This is a genomic window from Sneathiella sp., assembly GCF_036960985.1.
GTDB lineage: Bacteria > Pseudomonadota > Alphaproteobacteria > Sneathiellales > Sneathiellaceae > Sneathiella.
The window spans coordinates 140,664-157,019 of record NZ_JBALWD010000003.1 but is presented as its reverse complement, the minus strand read 5'-3'; the positions used below and the strand labels follow the sequence as shown (position 1 = coordinate 157,019).

Here is a 16,356-nt window from a genome sequence, read left to right as displayed (position 1 = left end):
CTGTCCAAATTTCGATTACAAGTACACATTCATTTAACAAATTGCAGACTAGTCGATTTTTCCAAGGAAAGGAAGGTTGGCGCGCGCTGAAAAACCATGTAATACAGGCGCTTCAAAACCTTCTAGGTCACGACTGACCGTAAATAAAGTAAGAGAGCACTCATGCACAGCTACCGAACCCATACTTGCGCACAGTTGCGCGATAGCGATGTTGGAGAAACCGTCCGTCTTTCGGGCTGGGTTCATCGTAAGCGCGATCACGGAAACCTTCTTTTTGTGGATCTGCGGGATCATTATGGCATTACCCAATGTGTTATCGAAACAGATGTCGATAATTTTGATCAGGTTGAAAGTGTTCGCTCCGAAAGCGTCATTACGGTTACGGGGAAGGTGGTTGCCCGGAGTGATGAGACTATCAATACAAACCTTCCTACCGGTCAAATTGAAGTTGATATCGAAAGTTTCGAACTTCAATCAGCGGCAGATGAATTGCCAATGCCAGTTTTTGGTGAGCAAGAATATCCTGAAGACATTCGGTTGCGTCATCGCTATTTGGATTTACGTAGGGAACGTCTTCACAACAACATTATATTACGGTCGCAAATTATCGGCGCTTTGCGGGATCAAATGCGTGCGCAAGGATTTATGGAGTTTCAAACGCCAATTTTGACAGCCTCTTCCCCGGAAGGGGCACGAGATTTTTTGGTGCCTAGCCGGATTCATCCAGGTCAGTTTTATGCTCTTCCACAGGCACCGCAGCAATTCAAACAGCTTATCATGATGTCTGGTTTTGATCGATATTTCCAGATTGCACCGTGTTTCCGGGATGAAGATGCCCGTGCAGATCGTAGCCCAGGTGAATTCTATCAGCTCGACATTGAAATGGCCTTTGTTACCCAGGAAGACGTATTCCAAGCTGTTGAGCCGGTATTGACAAATGTATTTAAGGATTTTGCCGGCGACCGAAAAGTCGTGGCACCGTTTGAGCGCATCCCTTTTGAAGATGCGATGCTTAAATACGGTACAGACAAACCAGATTTGAGAAACCCAATTTTATTGGTTGATGTGACAGAACCATTTACGGGTTCTGGCTTCGGATTGTTTGCCCGATCTATTGAGTCAGGATCGGTTGTACGCGCGATACCTGCTCCCGGTGCCGGTGACCGGCCACGGAGCTTCTTCGATAAAATGAACGACTGGGCGCGTAAAGAAGGAGCCGGCGGCCTTGGATATATCATCTTTAGAGATGGAGAAGCAAAAGGCCCAATCGCGAAAAATTTGGACGAGGAACGGATTGCTAAAATTCAGGAAATGACAGGTGTCGCAGACGGAGACGCTGTATTTTTTGCCTGCGATAAAGAAGCGGGTGCCGCCGATTTGGCGGGCAAGGCTCGTGTAAAGATAGGAAACGATCTCGATATATGTGAGAAGAATGTTTTTCGGTTTTGTTGGGTTATCGATTTTCCAATGTTTGAATATGACGAGAATGAAAAGAAAATCGATTTCAGTCATAACCCATTCTCCATGCCGCAAGGAGGCCTCGAGGCTCTAGAGACCATGGACCCGCTAGACATCAAAGGGTATCAATACGACATCGTTTGCAATGGTATAGAATTGTCTTCGGGTGCCATCAGAAATCATCGTCCGGATATTATGATGAAAGCCTTCGAAATTGCCGGTTACGAGCCGCAAGTAGTGGAAGACCGTTTCGGCGGTATGCTGAATGCCTTTCGTTATGGCGCCCCGCCTCATGGTGGGATAGCTCCTGGCGTTGACCGGATTGTTATGCTTCTCGCTGACGAGCCAAATATTCGGGAAGTGATCCTGTTCCCTATGAACCAACAGGCTCAAGATTTGATGATGCAGGCGCCGGCGGAAGTACCATTAAAGAACTTGCGGGAGTTGCACATGCGAACAGTTTTACCGGAGCCAAAGAAAGACTAATAGGCCTGATACATATTGAAAGTTATAAAAGCCCGTAGAAATATGGGCTTTTTTAGTACGTTTTTACAAGATTTTTATGCTTTTTTTTGAATTTGTTAATAATTGCAAATGTATTCTCTTGCTTCATCAGCAGAGGTGTAACTTTGACACAAGAAACAAAACTTGAGAATCTTCGAACAGAAAAGGAGCGCTTTGTAGCATTTTCTTTCGCAGCAGCTGACTTGTTGATCGAATTAGATGCTCATGGTAAGATTTGCTATATTTCCGGCGCGGCCAAAGGGCTCGTAGGTTTGGATACAAGTGATCTAAAACAAGAAAAATTTATTAATCTCGTTGCATCAAAAGATCGCCGTGTCGTCGAATATGTCTTGGAATCCATGAAAGAAGGAGACCGGATAACCCCTGTCGCCGCGCAGATGGACAAGACTGGCGTTTCAGTTGTTGTAGGTGCTTGCAAATTACCTCGCACGCATGGTCATATCTTTCTTGCCCTAAACGTATCTGGTTCAACGGCTGTCAGATCAATTATGGAGCACCGTGATGGCGATACTGGCCTATTAGATCGAAATGATTTTCTCAAGCTTGCTGACGAACAAATGAAACTAACGGCTGAAACCGGTCAAAAAGTCGAACTTACTTTGCTGCATTTAAATGGACTTGCCAGCATGGAAGACCGGATCGACGAATCCGAAATGGAAGAGTTTTTGGAGCAGGTCGGAACGATTCTTCGGAGATACTCCATAGGCGGTGATTCCGCTGGTCGATTGGATTCTGACAAATACGGCGTCGTGCACAGTCCGTCAATTGATGGAAAATTACTTGAAGAAAAAATTTCAGAATTATCGAAAAAATCTGACCCAAAAAGCGAACTAGACATCAGCCATAATTCACTTGAACTAGAAAAAAATGAGATGTCTGCCAATAATGCGACGCAGGCACTGATGTACGTCATTAATCGATTTGTCAGCAGTGAGACAGAAACTTTCGACATAAAATCTCTATCGGATGGTATGGAAAATCGATTAGAAACGACGATGAACCGGATGCTAGCTCTCAAGTCTGTGTTTCAAAATTACAAATTCAATCTGGTCTATCAGCCGATAGTTCAAATTGGTGACGGAGAAGTTCATCATTATGAAGCTCTTTCTCGGTTTAAAGACGGTGAGTCGCCCTACGAAACGGTCGTTTTTGCGGAAGAAACAGGCATCATTCACGACCTTGATCTCGCGGTTGCCAAGAAGGCAAAAGACAAGCTAACAGAGTATCAAAAGCGTGGAGATATTCTTCCGAAACTAGCGATTAATATTTCTGGATTGTCTTTGGAATCAGATAGTTTTGTCGATAGTCTGCTTGCGCTTTACGAAGACGATACAGAAATACGTGAGAATATTAGTCTAGAAATTACCGAAACCGCCAGGGTCGGCGACCTGGATCGTGCGGAACGGGTACTTCAGACTATTCGGTCCAACGGGATGGAGATTAGCCTCGATGATATGGGGGCCGGATCGTCTTCTTTTCAATATATTCGTGCTTTGACCGTTGATTACATAAAGATCGATGGCACCTATATAAAGGAAGTGCAGACGAATAAGAAAGATGCAGCAATTCTAAAATCCATGTCACGTCTTTGCCAGGAACTGGATATTGGAACAATTGCCGAAATGGTAGAAACCAAGGAGCAACTGCATATCTTGAAAGTTCTTGGGGTCAATTATGGGCAAGGTTGGTATTTTGGTAAACCGCAAAAAGATATCGAAACCAAACGAAAATCCCGAGGTATCTCGATGAATATCAAGAGAAAAGGCTTTGCGACTTCTTGGTCGTGACGCAAAAAAAAGAGCATGTTTCCGGACACATGCTCTTTTCTAAGGGAGTACAATAAACAGGTTTGAAATTTACAAATGATTTGCAGGTCATTCGTTAATTCCACTTGTTACTCATACGTAAATTTACGCTACTAGTTACGCTACTCTTTTACACTACTGGGTACGCTACAAAATACTACTATTTCAACAACTTAAAAAACAAAATTGACGTCACTTACATGTTACGAACATCCGCTTGTTGACCCACAAGTATCGCATTTCATACAGGTCCCATTTCTAACCAAAGTGAAGTTGCCACATTCGCCGCAACTATCCCCCTCATATCCCTTCATTCTGGCTTCCATGACTTGATCAATTTTACTGGCACCGCTACTTGACCGCGATGCTTGGGTGGCTGCTGCTGGGGGTGTCGAAACAGATGATCCTCCTGCCGCTTGTGCTTGTGCCATGTTCATGGACATTGTTGACAAGCCACCTTGCAATACTTCGAAATTATTGGATCGAACATATCCGGTAGACGCCAAGTTGATGACATTGTCCAAAGGCATTTGAGTCTGCGAAATTTCATCGTCCGTAATTTTTGCCTGGGCGTCACCAGTTCCAAGGCTGTCCGTGTATAAATCATCAACTGATACATGAGCCAAGTCATTGCGGCCCAGGTAAGAGATTGCCAATTCACGGAACAAGTAATCAAGGATGGACGTTGACATCTTAATGGCGTCGTTTCCTTCCACAATTCCAGAGGGTTCAAATCTCGTAAAGGTGTAGGCTTCTACAAATTCTTCAAGTGGAACGCCATACTGCAAGCCAATTGATATGGCGATCGCAAAATTATTCATCAAACTCCGAAAAGCTGCGCCTTCCTTATGCATATCGATAAAGATTTCACCTAAACCACCGTCATCATATTCACCGGTCCGCAGATATACTTTGTGGCCGCCGACAACAGCTTTTTGTGTGTATCCTTTTCGGCGGGTTGGGAGCTTTTTACGGTCCGATACCAAGCGTTCAACAATCCGCTCCGCGATGACGTTAGTCGCTGTAACCGGCGCTGATCTCACCTCATCGTTTAAATCTTCCAAATCATCTTCATCGAAAGACAATGCACTCAAAGGCTGGCTTAATTTAGAACCATCCCGATATAGCGCGTTTGCTTTAAGTCCAAGCTTCCAAGACAGCAAGTAAGCCTCTTTGCAATCTTCAACCGTCGAACTATTAGCCATGTTGATAGTTTTTGAAATGGCACCAGAGATGAATGGTTGGGAGGCCGCCATCATTTTAATATGGCTATTAACCGAAAGTAATCGTTTGCCTATTCGTCCGCACGGATTGGCACAATCAAATACAGGTAAATGCTCGTCTTTTAGTTTAGGAGCACCTTCCAATGTCATGGCACCACAGCAATAATTATTCGCGGCTTCTATCTCGACTTTACTAAATCCAAGGGCTGCCAGCATATTGAAATTATAGTCGTTTAGATCATCTTCCTTGAGCCCCAAGGTGTGTCGGCAGAAATCTTCGCCAATCGAAAATTTGTTAAAGGCGAATTTGATATCGAAGCTGGTAGCGAGATCCGCTTCTATGCGCATCAAGATTTCATCTGTGAACCCTTTATCCCGCAATGCATCGTGATTAACTCCGGGAGAAGCCTCCAACGTACCATGACCCACGGCGTAATCGACAATGGCCTTCGCTTCTAATCTATTGTAGCCCAAATGTGCCAAGGCTTCCGGAACCGTGCGGTTAATGATCTTAAAATAACCGCCTCCAGCCAGTTTCTTGAATTTCACAATTGCAAAATCTGGCTCAATTCCAGTTGTGTCACAATCCATCACGAGACCAATGGTTCCTGTTGGTGCCACGACGGTAGTCTGCGCATTACGAAAACCATGGGTTTGGCCTAATTCCAATGCTTGATCCCAAGCTTGGCGGGCGGATAAGATTAAGTCGGCTTCCGGACAATTTTCAGTATCAAGAGGGACGGGGGTTACAGAAAGAGATTCATATCCTTCAGTCATGCTGTAACAGGCATTCCTGTGATTACGAATAACCCGAAGCATATCCTTTGAATTCTTCTTATATCCGGGAAACGCACCCAATTCTGAAGCCATTTCGGCACTTGTCTTATAGGAAACTCCGGTCATCACCGCTGAAATTGCTCCACAAAGAGCGCGGCCTTCATCAGAATCATATGATAAGCCCTGAGCCATTAACAGACCGCCAATATTGGCAAACCCGAGACCAAGTGTTCTGAATTTGTAGCTTAATTTGGCAATTTCATCCGAAGGAAACTGCGCCATCAGGACAGAAATTTCTAGCGTGATAGTCCAAACGCGCACGGCGTGCTCAAAAGCTTCAACATCAAAGCTTTTGTCTTTATGACGAAAGGTCATCAGATTAAGTGATGCCAAATTACATGCAGTATCATCAAGAAACATATATTCTGAACAGGGGTTCGACGCATTTATCCGACCGTCTTGCGGGCAGGTGTGCCAGTCATTGATTGTCGTGTCATATTGCAATCCTGGGTCGGCAGACTGCCAGGCACTTTCGCCAATCATTTCCCATAGATCACGAGCCTTGATCGATTTTGCAACCTTTCCATCCGTGCGTCGGATCAGGTTCCAGTCACCATCTTTCAGCACAGCCTGAACAAATTCATTGGTAATACGAACTGAATTATTCGAGTTTTGTCCAGAAACGCTTAAATAGGCATCTGAGTCCCAATCTGTGTCATACGTTGGAAAATCAATCTCAGTATAGCCTTGCCGCGCGAACTGAATTACACGTTGAACATAATTTTCCGGAACCATTGCTTTTCGGGCACCAATTATGGCTTTACGTAATGCAGGATTTTCTGAAGGATTAAATGCTTCGTCTCCATCAAGTTCACCACAAGCTTTGATTACGTTGTTAAGGTGAAGATTGCAAAGTTTCGATCCGGCCACTAATGCCGCCACTTTTTGCTCTTCAATCGCTTTCCAGCCGATATATTCTTCGATATCCGGATGATCGACATCCAGAGTGACCATTTTTGCAGCGCGACGCGTTGTCCCGCCTGATTTAATGGCACCCGCTGCTCTATCGCCGATTTTCAGGAAACTCATCAAACCTGATGATTTCCCGCCACCAGACAGGCTTTCTCCTGCACTTCGCAGATTAGAAAAATTTGTTCCCGTACCCGAACCGTATTTAAATAGGCGCGCTTCTCGCACCCAAAGGTCCATTATGCCGCCCTCATTCACCAAATCATCACTGACGGATTGAATGAAACAGGCATGAGGTTGCGGATGCTCGTAGGAATTGACAGACTTTTTTAGCTTTCCCGTTTGGAAATCGACGTACGAATGCCCTTGAGCGGGCCCTTCAATACCATAAGCCCAATGCAAGCCTGTATTAAACCATTGCGGTGAATTCGGTGCGCCCATTTGGCTCGCAAGCATAAACCGCATTTCATCAAAATAGGCCTGAGCATCGTTTTCAGTGTCGAAGTAACCACCTTTCCATCCCCAATAGGTCCAAGTGCCTGCTAAGCGATCAAAAACTTGGGTGGCAGATTTCTCGCCAACGATCCGATCATCGTCGTCAAGAGCCTCTAAGGCTTCTGTATCCGCAGTTTGTCGCCATAACCATTCAGGGACATCAGATTCAGAAACAGGCTTTAGTTTTGCAGGGACACCGGCTTTTCGAAAATACTTTTGAGCAATAATATCGCAGGCAACTTGTGACCAACTGGCAGGAACGTCGATGTTTTCAAGCCTAAATACAATTGATCCATCGGGATTTCGTATTTCACTTGTCGTCTGCCTAAATTCTATACTGGCGTAAGGTGAAGACTTTTCATCTGTAAATCGCCGCTCAATACGCATTTCTAACTACCTTCCAATCGCATGTTAATCACTTTTACTGGCTTCGGGATAAAGAAAATCAATGGCCGAAATTATGGTTAATTTACCATTCCGGATGATTGTCAAACACTACATATAGTAGCTGATCCCCCTCTAAGCGCTAGGATCGTGCCGCGACAGAAAATTGAAGTCAAGAGATCAGGCACAATATATTGTAGCAAATTGTCTTGACTAATCGATATGTGGCAGTTTTATGGCAATTCCATGTTGTGTCTTTTCGATTATTGTGGTGAAGGGTTGCACAAAAACAACAGGGATCCATTCTTCGAGTTCTATGAACAGAATCAAATCCACATAACCGCGAGCTTGATTGCGGCCTGTTATGTTGGCGCGAATGAAAGTTACACTGGACGAAACGGGTGCAGAATGCCATATTCCGGGCAATTGATTATGTTGAGTTGGCTAGAGAGTGACACATGGCAACGATTGGAACACGGTTGTTTACGTGGTGGAGTGGCGAGCAAGTCGGAGAAGACATGTTTGGCAACCGCTACTATAAAGAAAAGGGTAAAGCTACGGGACCTGTTGGCCGCACACGTCGGTGGGTTGTCTACAAAGGAAAGCCGGAAGCATCCAAGGTACCGCCAGCGTGGCATATATGGCTGCATTACACGACTGATAATTTGCCCGATCAACAGGAATTGGAGCAGAATAATTGGCAAGAAGATCATTTGCCAAATTTGACAGGAACGGAATTCGCCTATCGTCCCGGTGGCGCAATAAATCAGGTTGGTCATCGACAAAAAGGGTCCGGCGATTACGAAGCTTGGAAACCGAAATTAGATGAATAATCCATCATGGATTTATGGAATGTGGCAGGAGATAAAGTATGAGCAGTAATATTGTAGAAACTGTAATAGGGGCCGTGGTTCTGGCATTTGCTACAATATTTCTGGTATTTGCTTATCGCACCGCTGATGTTGGACCGCGAAGTAGTGGCATTAACGTGACCGCTGCCTTTGATAATGTAGATGGTCTGAATGTCGGTAGTGACGTGAGGATGAGCGGAATAAAAGTTGGCGCGATTACATCTCAGATGCTAGATCTGAAAACTTACCGTGCGGTGATCAATATTAACCTGAATGACGACATCCAGTTGCCGGAAGACAGTTCTGCAAAAATTACATCAGATGGCCTGCTGGGTAGCAACTACCTTGCGTTACAGCCTGGCGGATCAGATGATATGCTGAAAGACGGCGGAACAATCTCCTACACACAAGGAGCTGTAAATCTTCAGGATCTTATTGGGCAAGCGATTTTCAGTAGTAATAAAAAGTAATCAATGATTTCTGGTATTTTGAGTATGAGCAAGACGTCGGTTGTTAAAACACTGTCCGTGCTTGTACTATTTCTAGCGGCCTCTTTTGTGACGGCTACCGCGCAGGGAGAGGGGTCAATTGAAGGAGATATTGTCGTTCTCCGCGCCCTCGACAAAATTACGGCCCGCACTCTGGATTTATATGTCCCGATAGACGAAATGGTGGCCTTTGGCAGCCTGTCTATCCATCCACGTAAATGCTTGAAGCGACCTCCCGAAGATCCACCGGAAACATCGACGTTTCTCGTAATTACAGAAATAAACGAAGGCGTCGAGCCAGTTCGATTATTTAGTGGCTGGATGTTCGCATCAAGCCCGGCAATCAATGCTCTAGAGCACCCAGTTTATGATGTCTGGGTGATTGATTGCAGAATATCGGATCCCGATGCATCCAAAGACAAAGAGTAAAAATTCGATTTTACTTTCAAAGCTTTGTCCAAACGCCTGTGATAATCTTCTCTATCAATCTCAATCGCACCGAATTTAGCAAGATGATCTGTCATAAACTGGGCATCCAAGAGTGTAAACCCACCATGTTTTAGCCGCGCAACGAGGTAGGTGAGTGCAATTTTGCTTGCATCGGTAACCCGTGTGAACATGCTTTCGCCACAGAAGACACCGGCGAGTGAAATACCATATAAACCGCCGGCTAATTTTCCGTCATGCCAGCACTCAATAGAATGCGCAAACCCTCTGCCATGCAGCTCTGCGTATAAATCCAAAATTGTTTGGTTGATCCAGGTGCTGTCTCTGTCAGTTGTCGCAGCTGCGCATTCGCGCATGACCTGACCAAAATCCTGATCAACAGTTATTTTAAAAGGCGCCCGTCGTATGGTTTTGGCGAGACTCTTAGGAACGTGGAAAGCTTCAAGCGGAAAAATGCCACGTCGTTCGGGATCTACCCAGAATAGTTCTGGATCATCCCGGGCGTCAGACATCGGAAAAATGCCATTCGCATAGGCATTGAGTATAATATCGGCGGTGAGAGGCATCATGGTAGTTTAGAAGTCTACCGGTTCTCTATGAATTTTTCCAGCCAATGGATGTTATATTCACCCTTCTGAAATTCCTCGTTTTGCAAAAGCTCTTGATGTAGTGGCAATGTCGTTTTGATACCACTCACAACAAATTCTTCGAGAGCTCTATTCAAGCGCAACAAACATTCTTCCCGGCTATTTGCATGGACAATCAGTTTGGCGATCAAACTGTCATAATAAGGCGGCACCATATATCCCGCATATAAGCCGGAATCTACGCGTACACCTAAACCCCCGGGAACATGAAATTCATTTACGGGGCCGGGGCTCGCCGCGAAGGTAACAGGATCTTCTGCTGTTATCCGGCATTCAATCGCATGACCCGAAAACGTAATATCTTTTTGCGTAAGCGTCATTGGTACCCCCGCAGCAACATTAATTTGTGCCTGGACGAGATCAATACCCGTAACCATTTCGGTTACCGGATGCTCCACTTGCAATCGTGTATTCATTTCAATGAAGTAAAATTCATCATTTTCATAAAGAAATTCAATGGTTCCTACACCTTCGTATTTCATATCGCCAATCGCTTTTGAAACAGTCTTACCAATCCTGGCGCGAGCCGTGTCACTGAGTGCTGGAGAAGGGGATTCTTCGAGAGCTTTTTGATGTCGCCGTTGAAGAGAACAGTCGCGCTCTCCCAAATGCACAACTTTACCTTTGCCATCGGCCAAAATCTGGATCTCGATATGGCGGGGGCCGCTCAAATATTTCTCGATATAAACTGCATCATTACCAAAAGCGAGGTTCGCTTCGGATCGGGCTGAAGAGAAAGCTTCGGAAATAGTATCTGGGCCTGTCGCTACTTTCATACCGCGTCCACCACCACCCGCAGATGCCTTAATGATCACCGGATATCCGATATCGGCAGCGACGCGTTCCGCATCAGCTATGTTGGTTATTTCACCTTCCGAGCCGGGTACGCACGGCACACCAAGTTTTATCATGGTTTCTTTAGCGGCAATCTTATCGCCCATTAACCGGATATGGTCCGCTGTTGGGCCAATAAACTTGATGCCATGGGCCGTAACGATATCAACAAAGTTCGCATTTTCCGAAAGGAATCCGTAACCGGGATGTATCGCATCTGAATTGGTCACTTCTGCCGCAGCGATGATCGACGGAATATTGAGATAGCTTTCTGCAGAACTTGGCGGTCCGATGCAGACACTTTCATCGGCCAACCGGACATCCATGGCATCTGCATCTGCGGTTGAATGTACAGCAACCGTTTTTATACCCATTTCACGGCAAGCGCGATGTACTCTCAAGGCGATTTCACCACGATTAGCAATCAGGATTTTTTCGAACATTAAATTTACAGTCGCCTATTCAACAATTACTAGGGGTTGGCCGAATTCTACGGGTTCTTTATCTGAAACGAGAATTTCCAATACTTTTCCACCTTTCGGTGCGGCGATAGGGTTCATGGTCTTCATCGCTTCAACAATAAGCAAAGTTTGCCCTTCGGAAATAGTATCACCAACTTGAATGAATGCAGGAGCAGTGGGCTCAGGAGACATATACGCAGTACCTACCATGGGCGATTTAACTGCTCCTGGATGGTTGCTGACATCTGCAGGGGCAGCCGGTTCAGCAACCGCGGCCATCGTGGCAGCGGCGGTAACGGCGGCATGAACGAGTGGAGCTGGCGCAGCGACAGATGTCGACATTGAAACGCGAAGACGATGATCGTCTGTTTCTATTTCAATTTCACCAAGGCCTGTTTCGTTCATGATCTCGGCAAGCTCACGGATTGCTTTTTTATCGATGTCTAGTTTACTCATAATGTTCTTGTTTCTCTTGTTTACACGTCAAAAATGTCGGCAAGCGCGTCTAAAGCTAAAATATAACCTTTCGCGCCAAAACCGCAGATGACACCTGCGGCAACTGGTGAAATGTAGCTGTGATGACGAAAGTCTTCTCGCGCAAACACATTCGATAAATGAACTTCAATAGTCGGTATTCCTGTAGCCTTTATAGCGTCCATAAGAGCAATTGAAGTATGTGTGTACGCGGCAGCGTTCAAAATAATTCCATCATGATTACCTGTGGCCGTCTGGATTGCAGCGACTAGTTCACCCTCGACATTACTCTGAAAAAATTCTGTTCCAAGGGAAAGGCTATCACCGTGGGTTCTAACGGTATTCTCAATATCCTTCAATGTGACAGAACCATAGACTTCCGGCTCTCTTGTTCCTAAGAGATTCAAATTTGGACCATTAATCACTAATACTGACGCCGTCATATTTGATCCTGATTGACATACATATTTCTCGACAGACTTTCTTATAATGAACTTTATCGAGATATAAAAGCAGTGTTACAGATATTTTGACGAAAGACTTACGGCAATAAAACACAAAGGAAGCGTAATTTTGCTCTAGTATCAGCATTATGCAACACGACAATTTGGACTCAACGGGCTTGCACTCGCGCAAGAGTGATATGAAATTCCGCTGAAACCGCGTATTATTGAACACCTGTGCCATTGGAAAGGTATGTGATCAGATTGTTCCGAAATAGTCTATTTGCAGTGTTAATTTTACTTCTGTTATTTGCTTTTCCGCAAATGCTTGCATTTGCAGAAAACATAGGTAATCCCAAAAACACTTGGTGGGAGGCGAGGCGGGATAGTGCCGATTTATCTCCATCGCCCGACAATCACCCTGAAGCCATTGTCCAAATTTTTGGTGCTCGAACGTGGGGTTGGCGCGGAAACTTTGCTGTTCATACTTGGATTTCCATAAAAAGACGCGATGCGGCGGCCTATGAAAGATACGAAGTAATTGGCTGGCGTGCTTACAACGGCGGACAAGCGCTATCCTACCGAACAGGTGCGCCAGACAATTTCTGGCACGGCAATCCCCCAGAAGTACTAAGTGACGTTAGAGGGCCCGCAGCAGAAAACATAATCGTAAAAATTAAAGCTCTTGTTGATGCTTATCCACATAAGAGTGACTATGTTTTGTGGCCGGGACCGAATTCCAACAGTTTCGTCGCCCACATAGGCCGGAATATCCCTGAGTTGGCGCTTGATTTACCGCCGACAGCAATTGGCAAAGATTATATTGTCGGCGAACCGTTTACCAGTACAGCTGTAAGCGGGCAGGGGCTTCAGGTATCCTTGTTCGGATACGGAGGTTTTACATTCAGCCCTGTAGAAGGGGCCGAGTTACACCTGTTAGGCCTTACATTAGGGTATGATTTTGATGATCACGACTTAAAATTACCAGGGTTTGGACGAATTAGTGTCAATTAGCGGTGATTATCCTTCTGAAGGCTTTCGGCTTTAGAATCGAGCCTATTTAGAAAACCATCCAGAATCTCTATTTCTTCAGGACTAAATTCTTTAAGAAGTCTTTTTTCATAGTCCTGGGCCAAGGGAACAATCTCTTCTAATATTGCGCGCCCTGATTTTGTCAGATGTAGTAATGAAGATCGTCGATCAGTCTTATGCGTTTGTTTTTTTACACGGCCGGCTTTTACCAGCCTATCTACAGCGCGGCTTATTCGCACTTTATCAAGTGAAGCTCGGGTTCCTATGACTTGCGCCGTCAAACCATCTTCGGATCCTAAAAGTGCAATAATACGCCATTCCGTGATAGTTAAATTAAACCTTTCAGAATAAATGCCACCCAGGTCTCGGCTAATAAAACCAGATAATTTCGTCAATCGATAGGGCAGAAAACGCGGCAAATTAAGCATTGTGGTTCCGTTTTTGATCTTGACTTTGTGGTTGTAGAAAGTCATCTTAGGGCAATGTAGTTTCAATTGAAACTAATTTATAGATTCAAGAGGATATTATGACTGATTTATGGGAAAATCCAATGGAGACGGACGGTTTCGAATTTGTGGAGTATGCTGCACCCGATCCAAAAGCTTTGGGCGAATTATTTGTATCAATGGGGTTTCGCCCGGTATCAAAACATCGCTCCAAAAATGTCATACTCTATAGACAAGGTGATGTGAATTTTATCGTAAATGCGGAACCTGATAGTTTTGCTCAATCTTTCGCGAGAATTCATGGCCCATGTGCCTGTGCAATGGCATTTAGAGTAAAAGATTCCTCTAAAGCAATACTGAAAGCGGAAGAGCTTGGTGCATGGGTTGTGCCCTCAAATGCAGGACCCATGGAACTCAATATTCCAGCCATAAAAGGAATTGGAGACTCTCTGATTTACTTGGTCGACCGGTACGGTGAAAAAGGATCTATCTATGATGTGGATTTTGTCCCTATTGAAGGCGAGGAACGCCATCCCGCTGGTACAGGTCTTACTTACATCGATCATCTTACCCATAATGTTCATCGCGGTAGAATGGATGAATGGTCAGAATTTTATGAGCGATTATTCAACTTTAAAGAAATTCGGTATTTCGATATTGAAGGCAAACTGACGGGACTAAAAAGCAAGGCAATGACCAGTCCTTGCGGTAAAATCCGTATTCCAATTAATGAAAGTTCCGATGACAAATCACAAATTCAGGAATATCTAAATGCGTATCGGGGTGAGGGTATACAACATATTGCTCTAGGCACCGGTGATATTTATCAAACGGTCCAGTCAATGTTGAAAACAGGATCCGTTTTTCAAAGCACGCCAGATACATATTACGAGCAACTTAATGATCGTGTTAAAGGCCATGACGAGGACGTAGATCAACTGAAGGCGTTGCAGATACTCGTAGACGGCGCTCCAACCGAAGATCAAGGATTATTATTGCAAATCTTCACGCAAAATGTGATTGGGCCAATATTCTTCGAAATTATTCAGCGCAAGGGTAATGAAGGCTTTGGAGAAGGTAATTTCCAGGCCCTCTTTGAATCGATCGAAATGGATCAAATACGGCGAGGGGTCATCTGAAAATCTCTAGAGAAATTAGTTAGTGGCTGCCGTTTTCTTTCTTTCGCGCGCGGCCACTATTAATTTCTCCATTTGCTCTGATGTTGCCGCCCCGGGATAGAGAGTATCCTCGATAACAAAGGCCGGTGTACCATTGACGCCTAGTTGCTGAGCGATGGAATAGTTTTTCCTAATGATCTCTTGAACAGCACTTCCTTGCATTTCTTCTTCGAGTTTAGGGATATCCAGTCCGACATCAGAAGCAATATTCAAAATTCGATCCTTTGTTAATCCACCACGAACCGCCATAAGAGCAGTATGAAATTCCATATACTTCCCTTGAGACATTGATGCGATCGCCGCTTGCGACGCCAAAACGGAATCATCACCTAAAATTGGAAATTCCTTCAATACAAGGCGGATATTGCCGTCGTCTTCGACTGTTTTCATGAGATCAGGAAAATTTCTCTTACAATATCCGCACCGATAATCAAAAAACTCAACGATTGTTACATCGCCATCGGGGTTACCCGCAACATAACTTGCCGGATCGTTTTTCAAGTCATCGGACAAGGACGCAAGGGTTGCATTTTGTTGTTGGGACGTAGCAAGTTGTTCTTGAGCTTGCAATTCTTCAATTACTTCGCGAAGAACAAAGGGATTAGCCATCAAGTATCCCCGGACTTTTTCACCAAACTCCGCGTCAGCAACCGGTGCAGGGGTCACTTTTTGACCATATTGGTAAATGCCAAATCCGATCAATCCGACAAGAGCGATTATAGAACCGATACTGAGAACACTTAACTTACTATTGGTTGCCATTGAGTTTCTTTCATTTTAGCGCGGAGCTAGATTATGATTGTAAATCGCATTTTCTCCAAGGAACTTTAATGTGAAGTATGCGCGTCGGGCCGGAATGCAAGAGGCCCTTCAAATATAACTGAAAGTTTTGACACCATTCGCAAAATAGCTAATATCCCATACGCTTAAATTATGTTTTGGTTAAGTAGGGCGCTACTTAATATAAGTAATAGTTTGGAAGTAGGGGCAACATGCTTAAAGAATTTAAAGATTTCGCTATGCGCGGCAATGTAGTCGATATGGCAGTAGGTATCGTCATTGGTGCCGCTTTTGGGACCATAATTAAATCACTCGTGGCTGATGTTATCATGCCGCCTATTGGTATGCTGCTTGGAGGTGTCGATTTTGCCAATTTCTTTGTGACATTATCCGATGGAAGCTATGCCACACTAGCTGCTGCTAAAGAGGCCGGTGCTGTAACATTGAACTATGGTTCTTTCATAAATACGATTATTAGCTTTCTGATTGTCGCTTTTGCAATTTTCATATTGATCAAGCAAATGAACAAAATGAAAAAAACAGAAGAAGAAGCACCTGCTGCACCCGCAGAACCACCTCGCGAAGAAGTGTTACTTGAAGAAATTCGGGATCTTTTGAAAAAATAATCAAAGCTCGGAT

15 protein-coding genes are annotated in these 16,356 nt (G+C 44.6%); 8 read left to right on the top strand and 7 right to left on the bottom strand.

The annotated features are described in order from the left end of the window. Positions 1-162: 162 nt before the first annotated feature. Both aspS and V7723_RS02850 read left to right on the top strand, forming a co-directional pair. A complete protein-coding gene (gene aspS / locus V7723_RS02855; protein ID WP_335682907.1) occupies positions 163-1,944 on the top strand; it encodes an aspartate--tRNA ligase in 1,782 nt (593 codons plus the stop codon). 143 nt (positions 1,945-2,087) lie between these two features. Then, positions 2,088-3,770 (top strand): EAL domain-containing protein, encoded by a 1,683-nt coding sequence (locus V7723_RS02850; RefSeq protein WP_335682906.1) that lies wholly within the window; start codon positions 2,088-2,090, stop codon positions 3,768-3,770. A 221-nt stretch (positions 3,771-3,991) separates the two neighbouring features. Here the strand turns inward: V7723_RS02850 and V7723_RS02845 are convergent, their stop codons facing one another. Next, positions 3,992-7,639, bottom strand: a complete 3,648-nt coding sequence (locus V7723_RS02845) for a vitamin B12-dependent ribonucleotide reductase (RefSeq protein ID WP_335682905.1) — start codon at positions 7,637-7,639, stop codon at positions 3,992-3,994. A gap of 455 nt (positions 7,640-8,094) precedes the next feature. On the opposite strand from V7723_RS02845, the gene V7723_RS02840 reads away from it, so the two are divergent. From V7723_RS02840 to V7723_RS02830, 3 genes are read left to right on the top strand one after another with little or no spacing between them, the layout of a single operon-like run. Beyond that, the gene (locus V7723_RS02840; RefSeq protein WP_335682904.1) at positions 8,095-8,469 is read left to right on the top strand and encodes an NADH:ubiquinone oxidoreductase subunit NDUFA12; all 375 of its coding nucleotides are present in this window, start codon (positions 8,095-8,097) and stop codon (positions 8,467-8,469) included. Between the two features lie 38 nt (positions 8,470-8,507). Next, positions 8,508-8,957 (top strand): outer membrane lipid asymmetry maintenance protein MlaD, encoded by a 450-nt coding sequence (mlaD, locus tag V7723_RS02835; RefSeq protein ID WP_335682903.1) that lies wholly within the window; start codon positions 8,508-8,510, stop codon positions 8,955-8,957. Between the two features lie 24 nt (positions 8,958-8,981). Then, on the top strand, positions 8,982-9,404 hold the full coding sequence (locus tag V7723_RS02830) for a DUF2155 domain-containing protein (RefSeq protein ID WP_335682902.1): 423 nt from the start codon (positions 8,982-8,984) through the stop codon (positions 9,402-9,404). On the opposite strand, the gene aat is transcribed toward V7723_RS02830, so the two are convergent. The 4 genes from aat to aroQ are packed head-to-tail and all read right to left on the bottom strand — an operon-like array spanning position 9,341 to position 12,281. Continuing rightward, positions 9,341-9,991, bottom strand: coding sequence for a leucyl/phenylalanyl-tRNA--protein transferase (gene aat, locus V7723_RS02825; protein WP_443024164.1), 651 nt, complete (start codon positions 9,989-9,991; stop codon positions 9,341-9,343). The genes V7723_RS02830 and aat overlap by 64 nt on opposite strands. A gap of 14 nt (positions 9,992-10,005) precedes the next feature. Beyond that, positions 10,006-11,346, bottom strand: a complete 1,341-nt coding sequence (gene accC, locus V7723_RS02820) for an acetyl-CoA carboxylase biotin carboxylase subunit (protein WP_335682901.1) — start codon at positions 11,344-11,346, stop codon at positions 10,006-10,008. 15 nt (positions 11,347-11,361) lie between these two features. Next, positions 11,362-11,820, bottom strand: a complete 459-nt coding sequence (gene accB, locus V7723_RS02815; protein WP_335682900.1) for an acetyl-CoA carboxylase biotin carboxyl carrier protein — start codon at positions 11,818-11,820, stop codon at positions 11,362-11,364. A gap of 20 nt (positions 11,821-11,840) precedes the next feature. Then, entirely contained in the window at positions 11,841-12,281 is a 441-nt protein-coding gene (gene aroQ / locus V7723_RS02810; protein WP_335682899.1) for a type II 3-dehydroquinate dehydratase, read from the bottom strand. Between the two features lie 255 nt (positions 12,282-12,536). Here aroQ and V7723_RS02805 point away from each other — a divergent pair, with 255 nt between their 5' ends. Continuing rightward, on the top strand, positions 12,537-13,295 hold the full coding sequence (locus V7723_RS02805; RefSeq protein ID WP_335682898.1) for a DUF3750 domain-containing protein: 759 nt from the start codon (positions 12,537-12,539) through the stop codon (positions 13,293-13,295). Here V7723_RS02805 and V7723_RS02800 read toward each other — a convergent pair. Continuing rightward, a complete protein-coding gene (locus tag V7723_RS02800; RefSeq protein ID WP_335682897.1) occupies positions 13,292-13,741 on the bottom strand; it encodes a MarR family winged helix-turn-helix transcriptional regulator in 450 nt (149 codons plus the stop codon). The genes V7723_RS02805 and V7723_RS02800 overlap by 4 nt on opposite strands. 98 nt (positions 13,742-13,839) lie before the next feature. Between V7723_RS02800 and hppD the strand changes: the two genes are divergently transcribed. Continuing rightward, positions 13,840-14,898, top strand: a complete 1,059-nt coding sequence (gene hppD / locus V7723_RS02795) for a 4-hydroxyphenylpyruvate dioxygenase (RefSeq protein WP_335682896.1) — start codon at positions 13,840-13,842, stop codon at positions 14,896-14,898. Between the two features lie 15 nt (positions 14,899-14,913). Here hppD and V7723_RS02790 read toward each other — a convergent pair whose 3' ends face one another. Then, on the bottom strand, positions 14,914-15,699 hold the full coding sequence (locus tag V7723_RS02790) for a DsbA family protein (protein WP_335682895.1): 786 nt from the start codon (positions 15,697-15,699) through the stop codon (positions 14,914-14,916). Positions 15,700-15,929: 230 nt separating this feature from the next. Here V7723_RS02790 and mscL point away from each other — a divergent pair, with 230 nt between their 5' ends. Next, entirely contained in the window at positions 15,930-16,343 is a 414-nt protein-coding gene (mscL, locus tag V7723_RS02785; protein ID WP_335682894.1) for a large conductance mechanosensitive channel protein MscL, read from the top strand. The last annotated feature ends 13 nt before the right edge of the window (positions 16,344-16,356 follow it).

Bases quoted from the DNA above. Each gene is read 5' to 3' on its own strand.
- accC (WP_335682901.1), bottom strand. From the start codon at position 11,346: ATGTTCGAAAAAATCCTGATTGCTAATCGTGGTGAAATCGCCTTGAGA.
- V7723_RS02840 (WP_335682904.1), top strand. From the start codon at position 8,095: ATGGCAACGATTGGAACACGGTTGTTTACGTGGTGGAGTGGCGAGCAA.
- V7723_RS02830 (WP_335682902.1), top strand. From the start codon at position 8,982: ATGAGCAAGACGTCGGTTGTTAAAACACTGTCCGTGCTTGTACTATTT.
- hppD (WP_335682896.1), top strand. From the start codon at position 13,840: ATGACTGATTTATGGGAAAATCCAATGGAGACGGACGGTTTCGAATTT.
- accB (WP_335682900.1), bottom strand. From the start codon at position 11,820: ATGAGTAAACTAGACATCGATAAAAAAGCAATCCGTGAGCTTGCCGAG.
- aroQ (WP_335682899.1), bottom strand. From the start codon at position 12,281: ATGACGGCGTCAGTATTAGTGATTAATGGTCCAAATTTGAATCTCTTA.
- mscL (WP_335682894.1), top strand. From the start codon at position 15,930: ATGCTTAAAGAATTTAAAGATTTCGCTATGCGCGGCAATGTAGTCGAT.
- aspS (WP_335682907.1), top strand. From the start codon at position 163: ATGCACAGCTACCGAACCCATACTTGCGCACAGTTGCGCGATAGCGAT.
- V7723_RS02845 (WP_335682905.1), bottom strand. From the start codon at position 7,639: ATGCGTATTGAGCGGCGATTTACAGATGAAAAGTCTTCACCTTACGCC.
- V7723_RS02800 (WP_335682897.1), bottom strand. From the start codon at position 13,741: ATGCTTAATTTGCCGCGTTTTCTGCCCTATCGATTGACGAAATTATCT.
- mlaD (WP_335682903.1), top strand. From the start codon at position 8,508: ATGAGCAGTAATATTGTAGAAACTGTAATAGGGGCCGTGGTTCTGGCA.
- V7723_RS02790 (WP_335682895.1), bottom strand. From the start codon at position 15,699: ATGGCAACCAATAGTAAGTTAAGTGTTCTCAGTATCGGTTCTATAATC.
- aat (WP_443024164.1), bottom strand. From the start codon at position 9,991: ATGATGCCTCTCACCGCCGATATTATACTCAATGCCTATGCGAATGGC.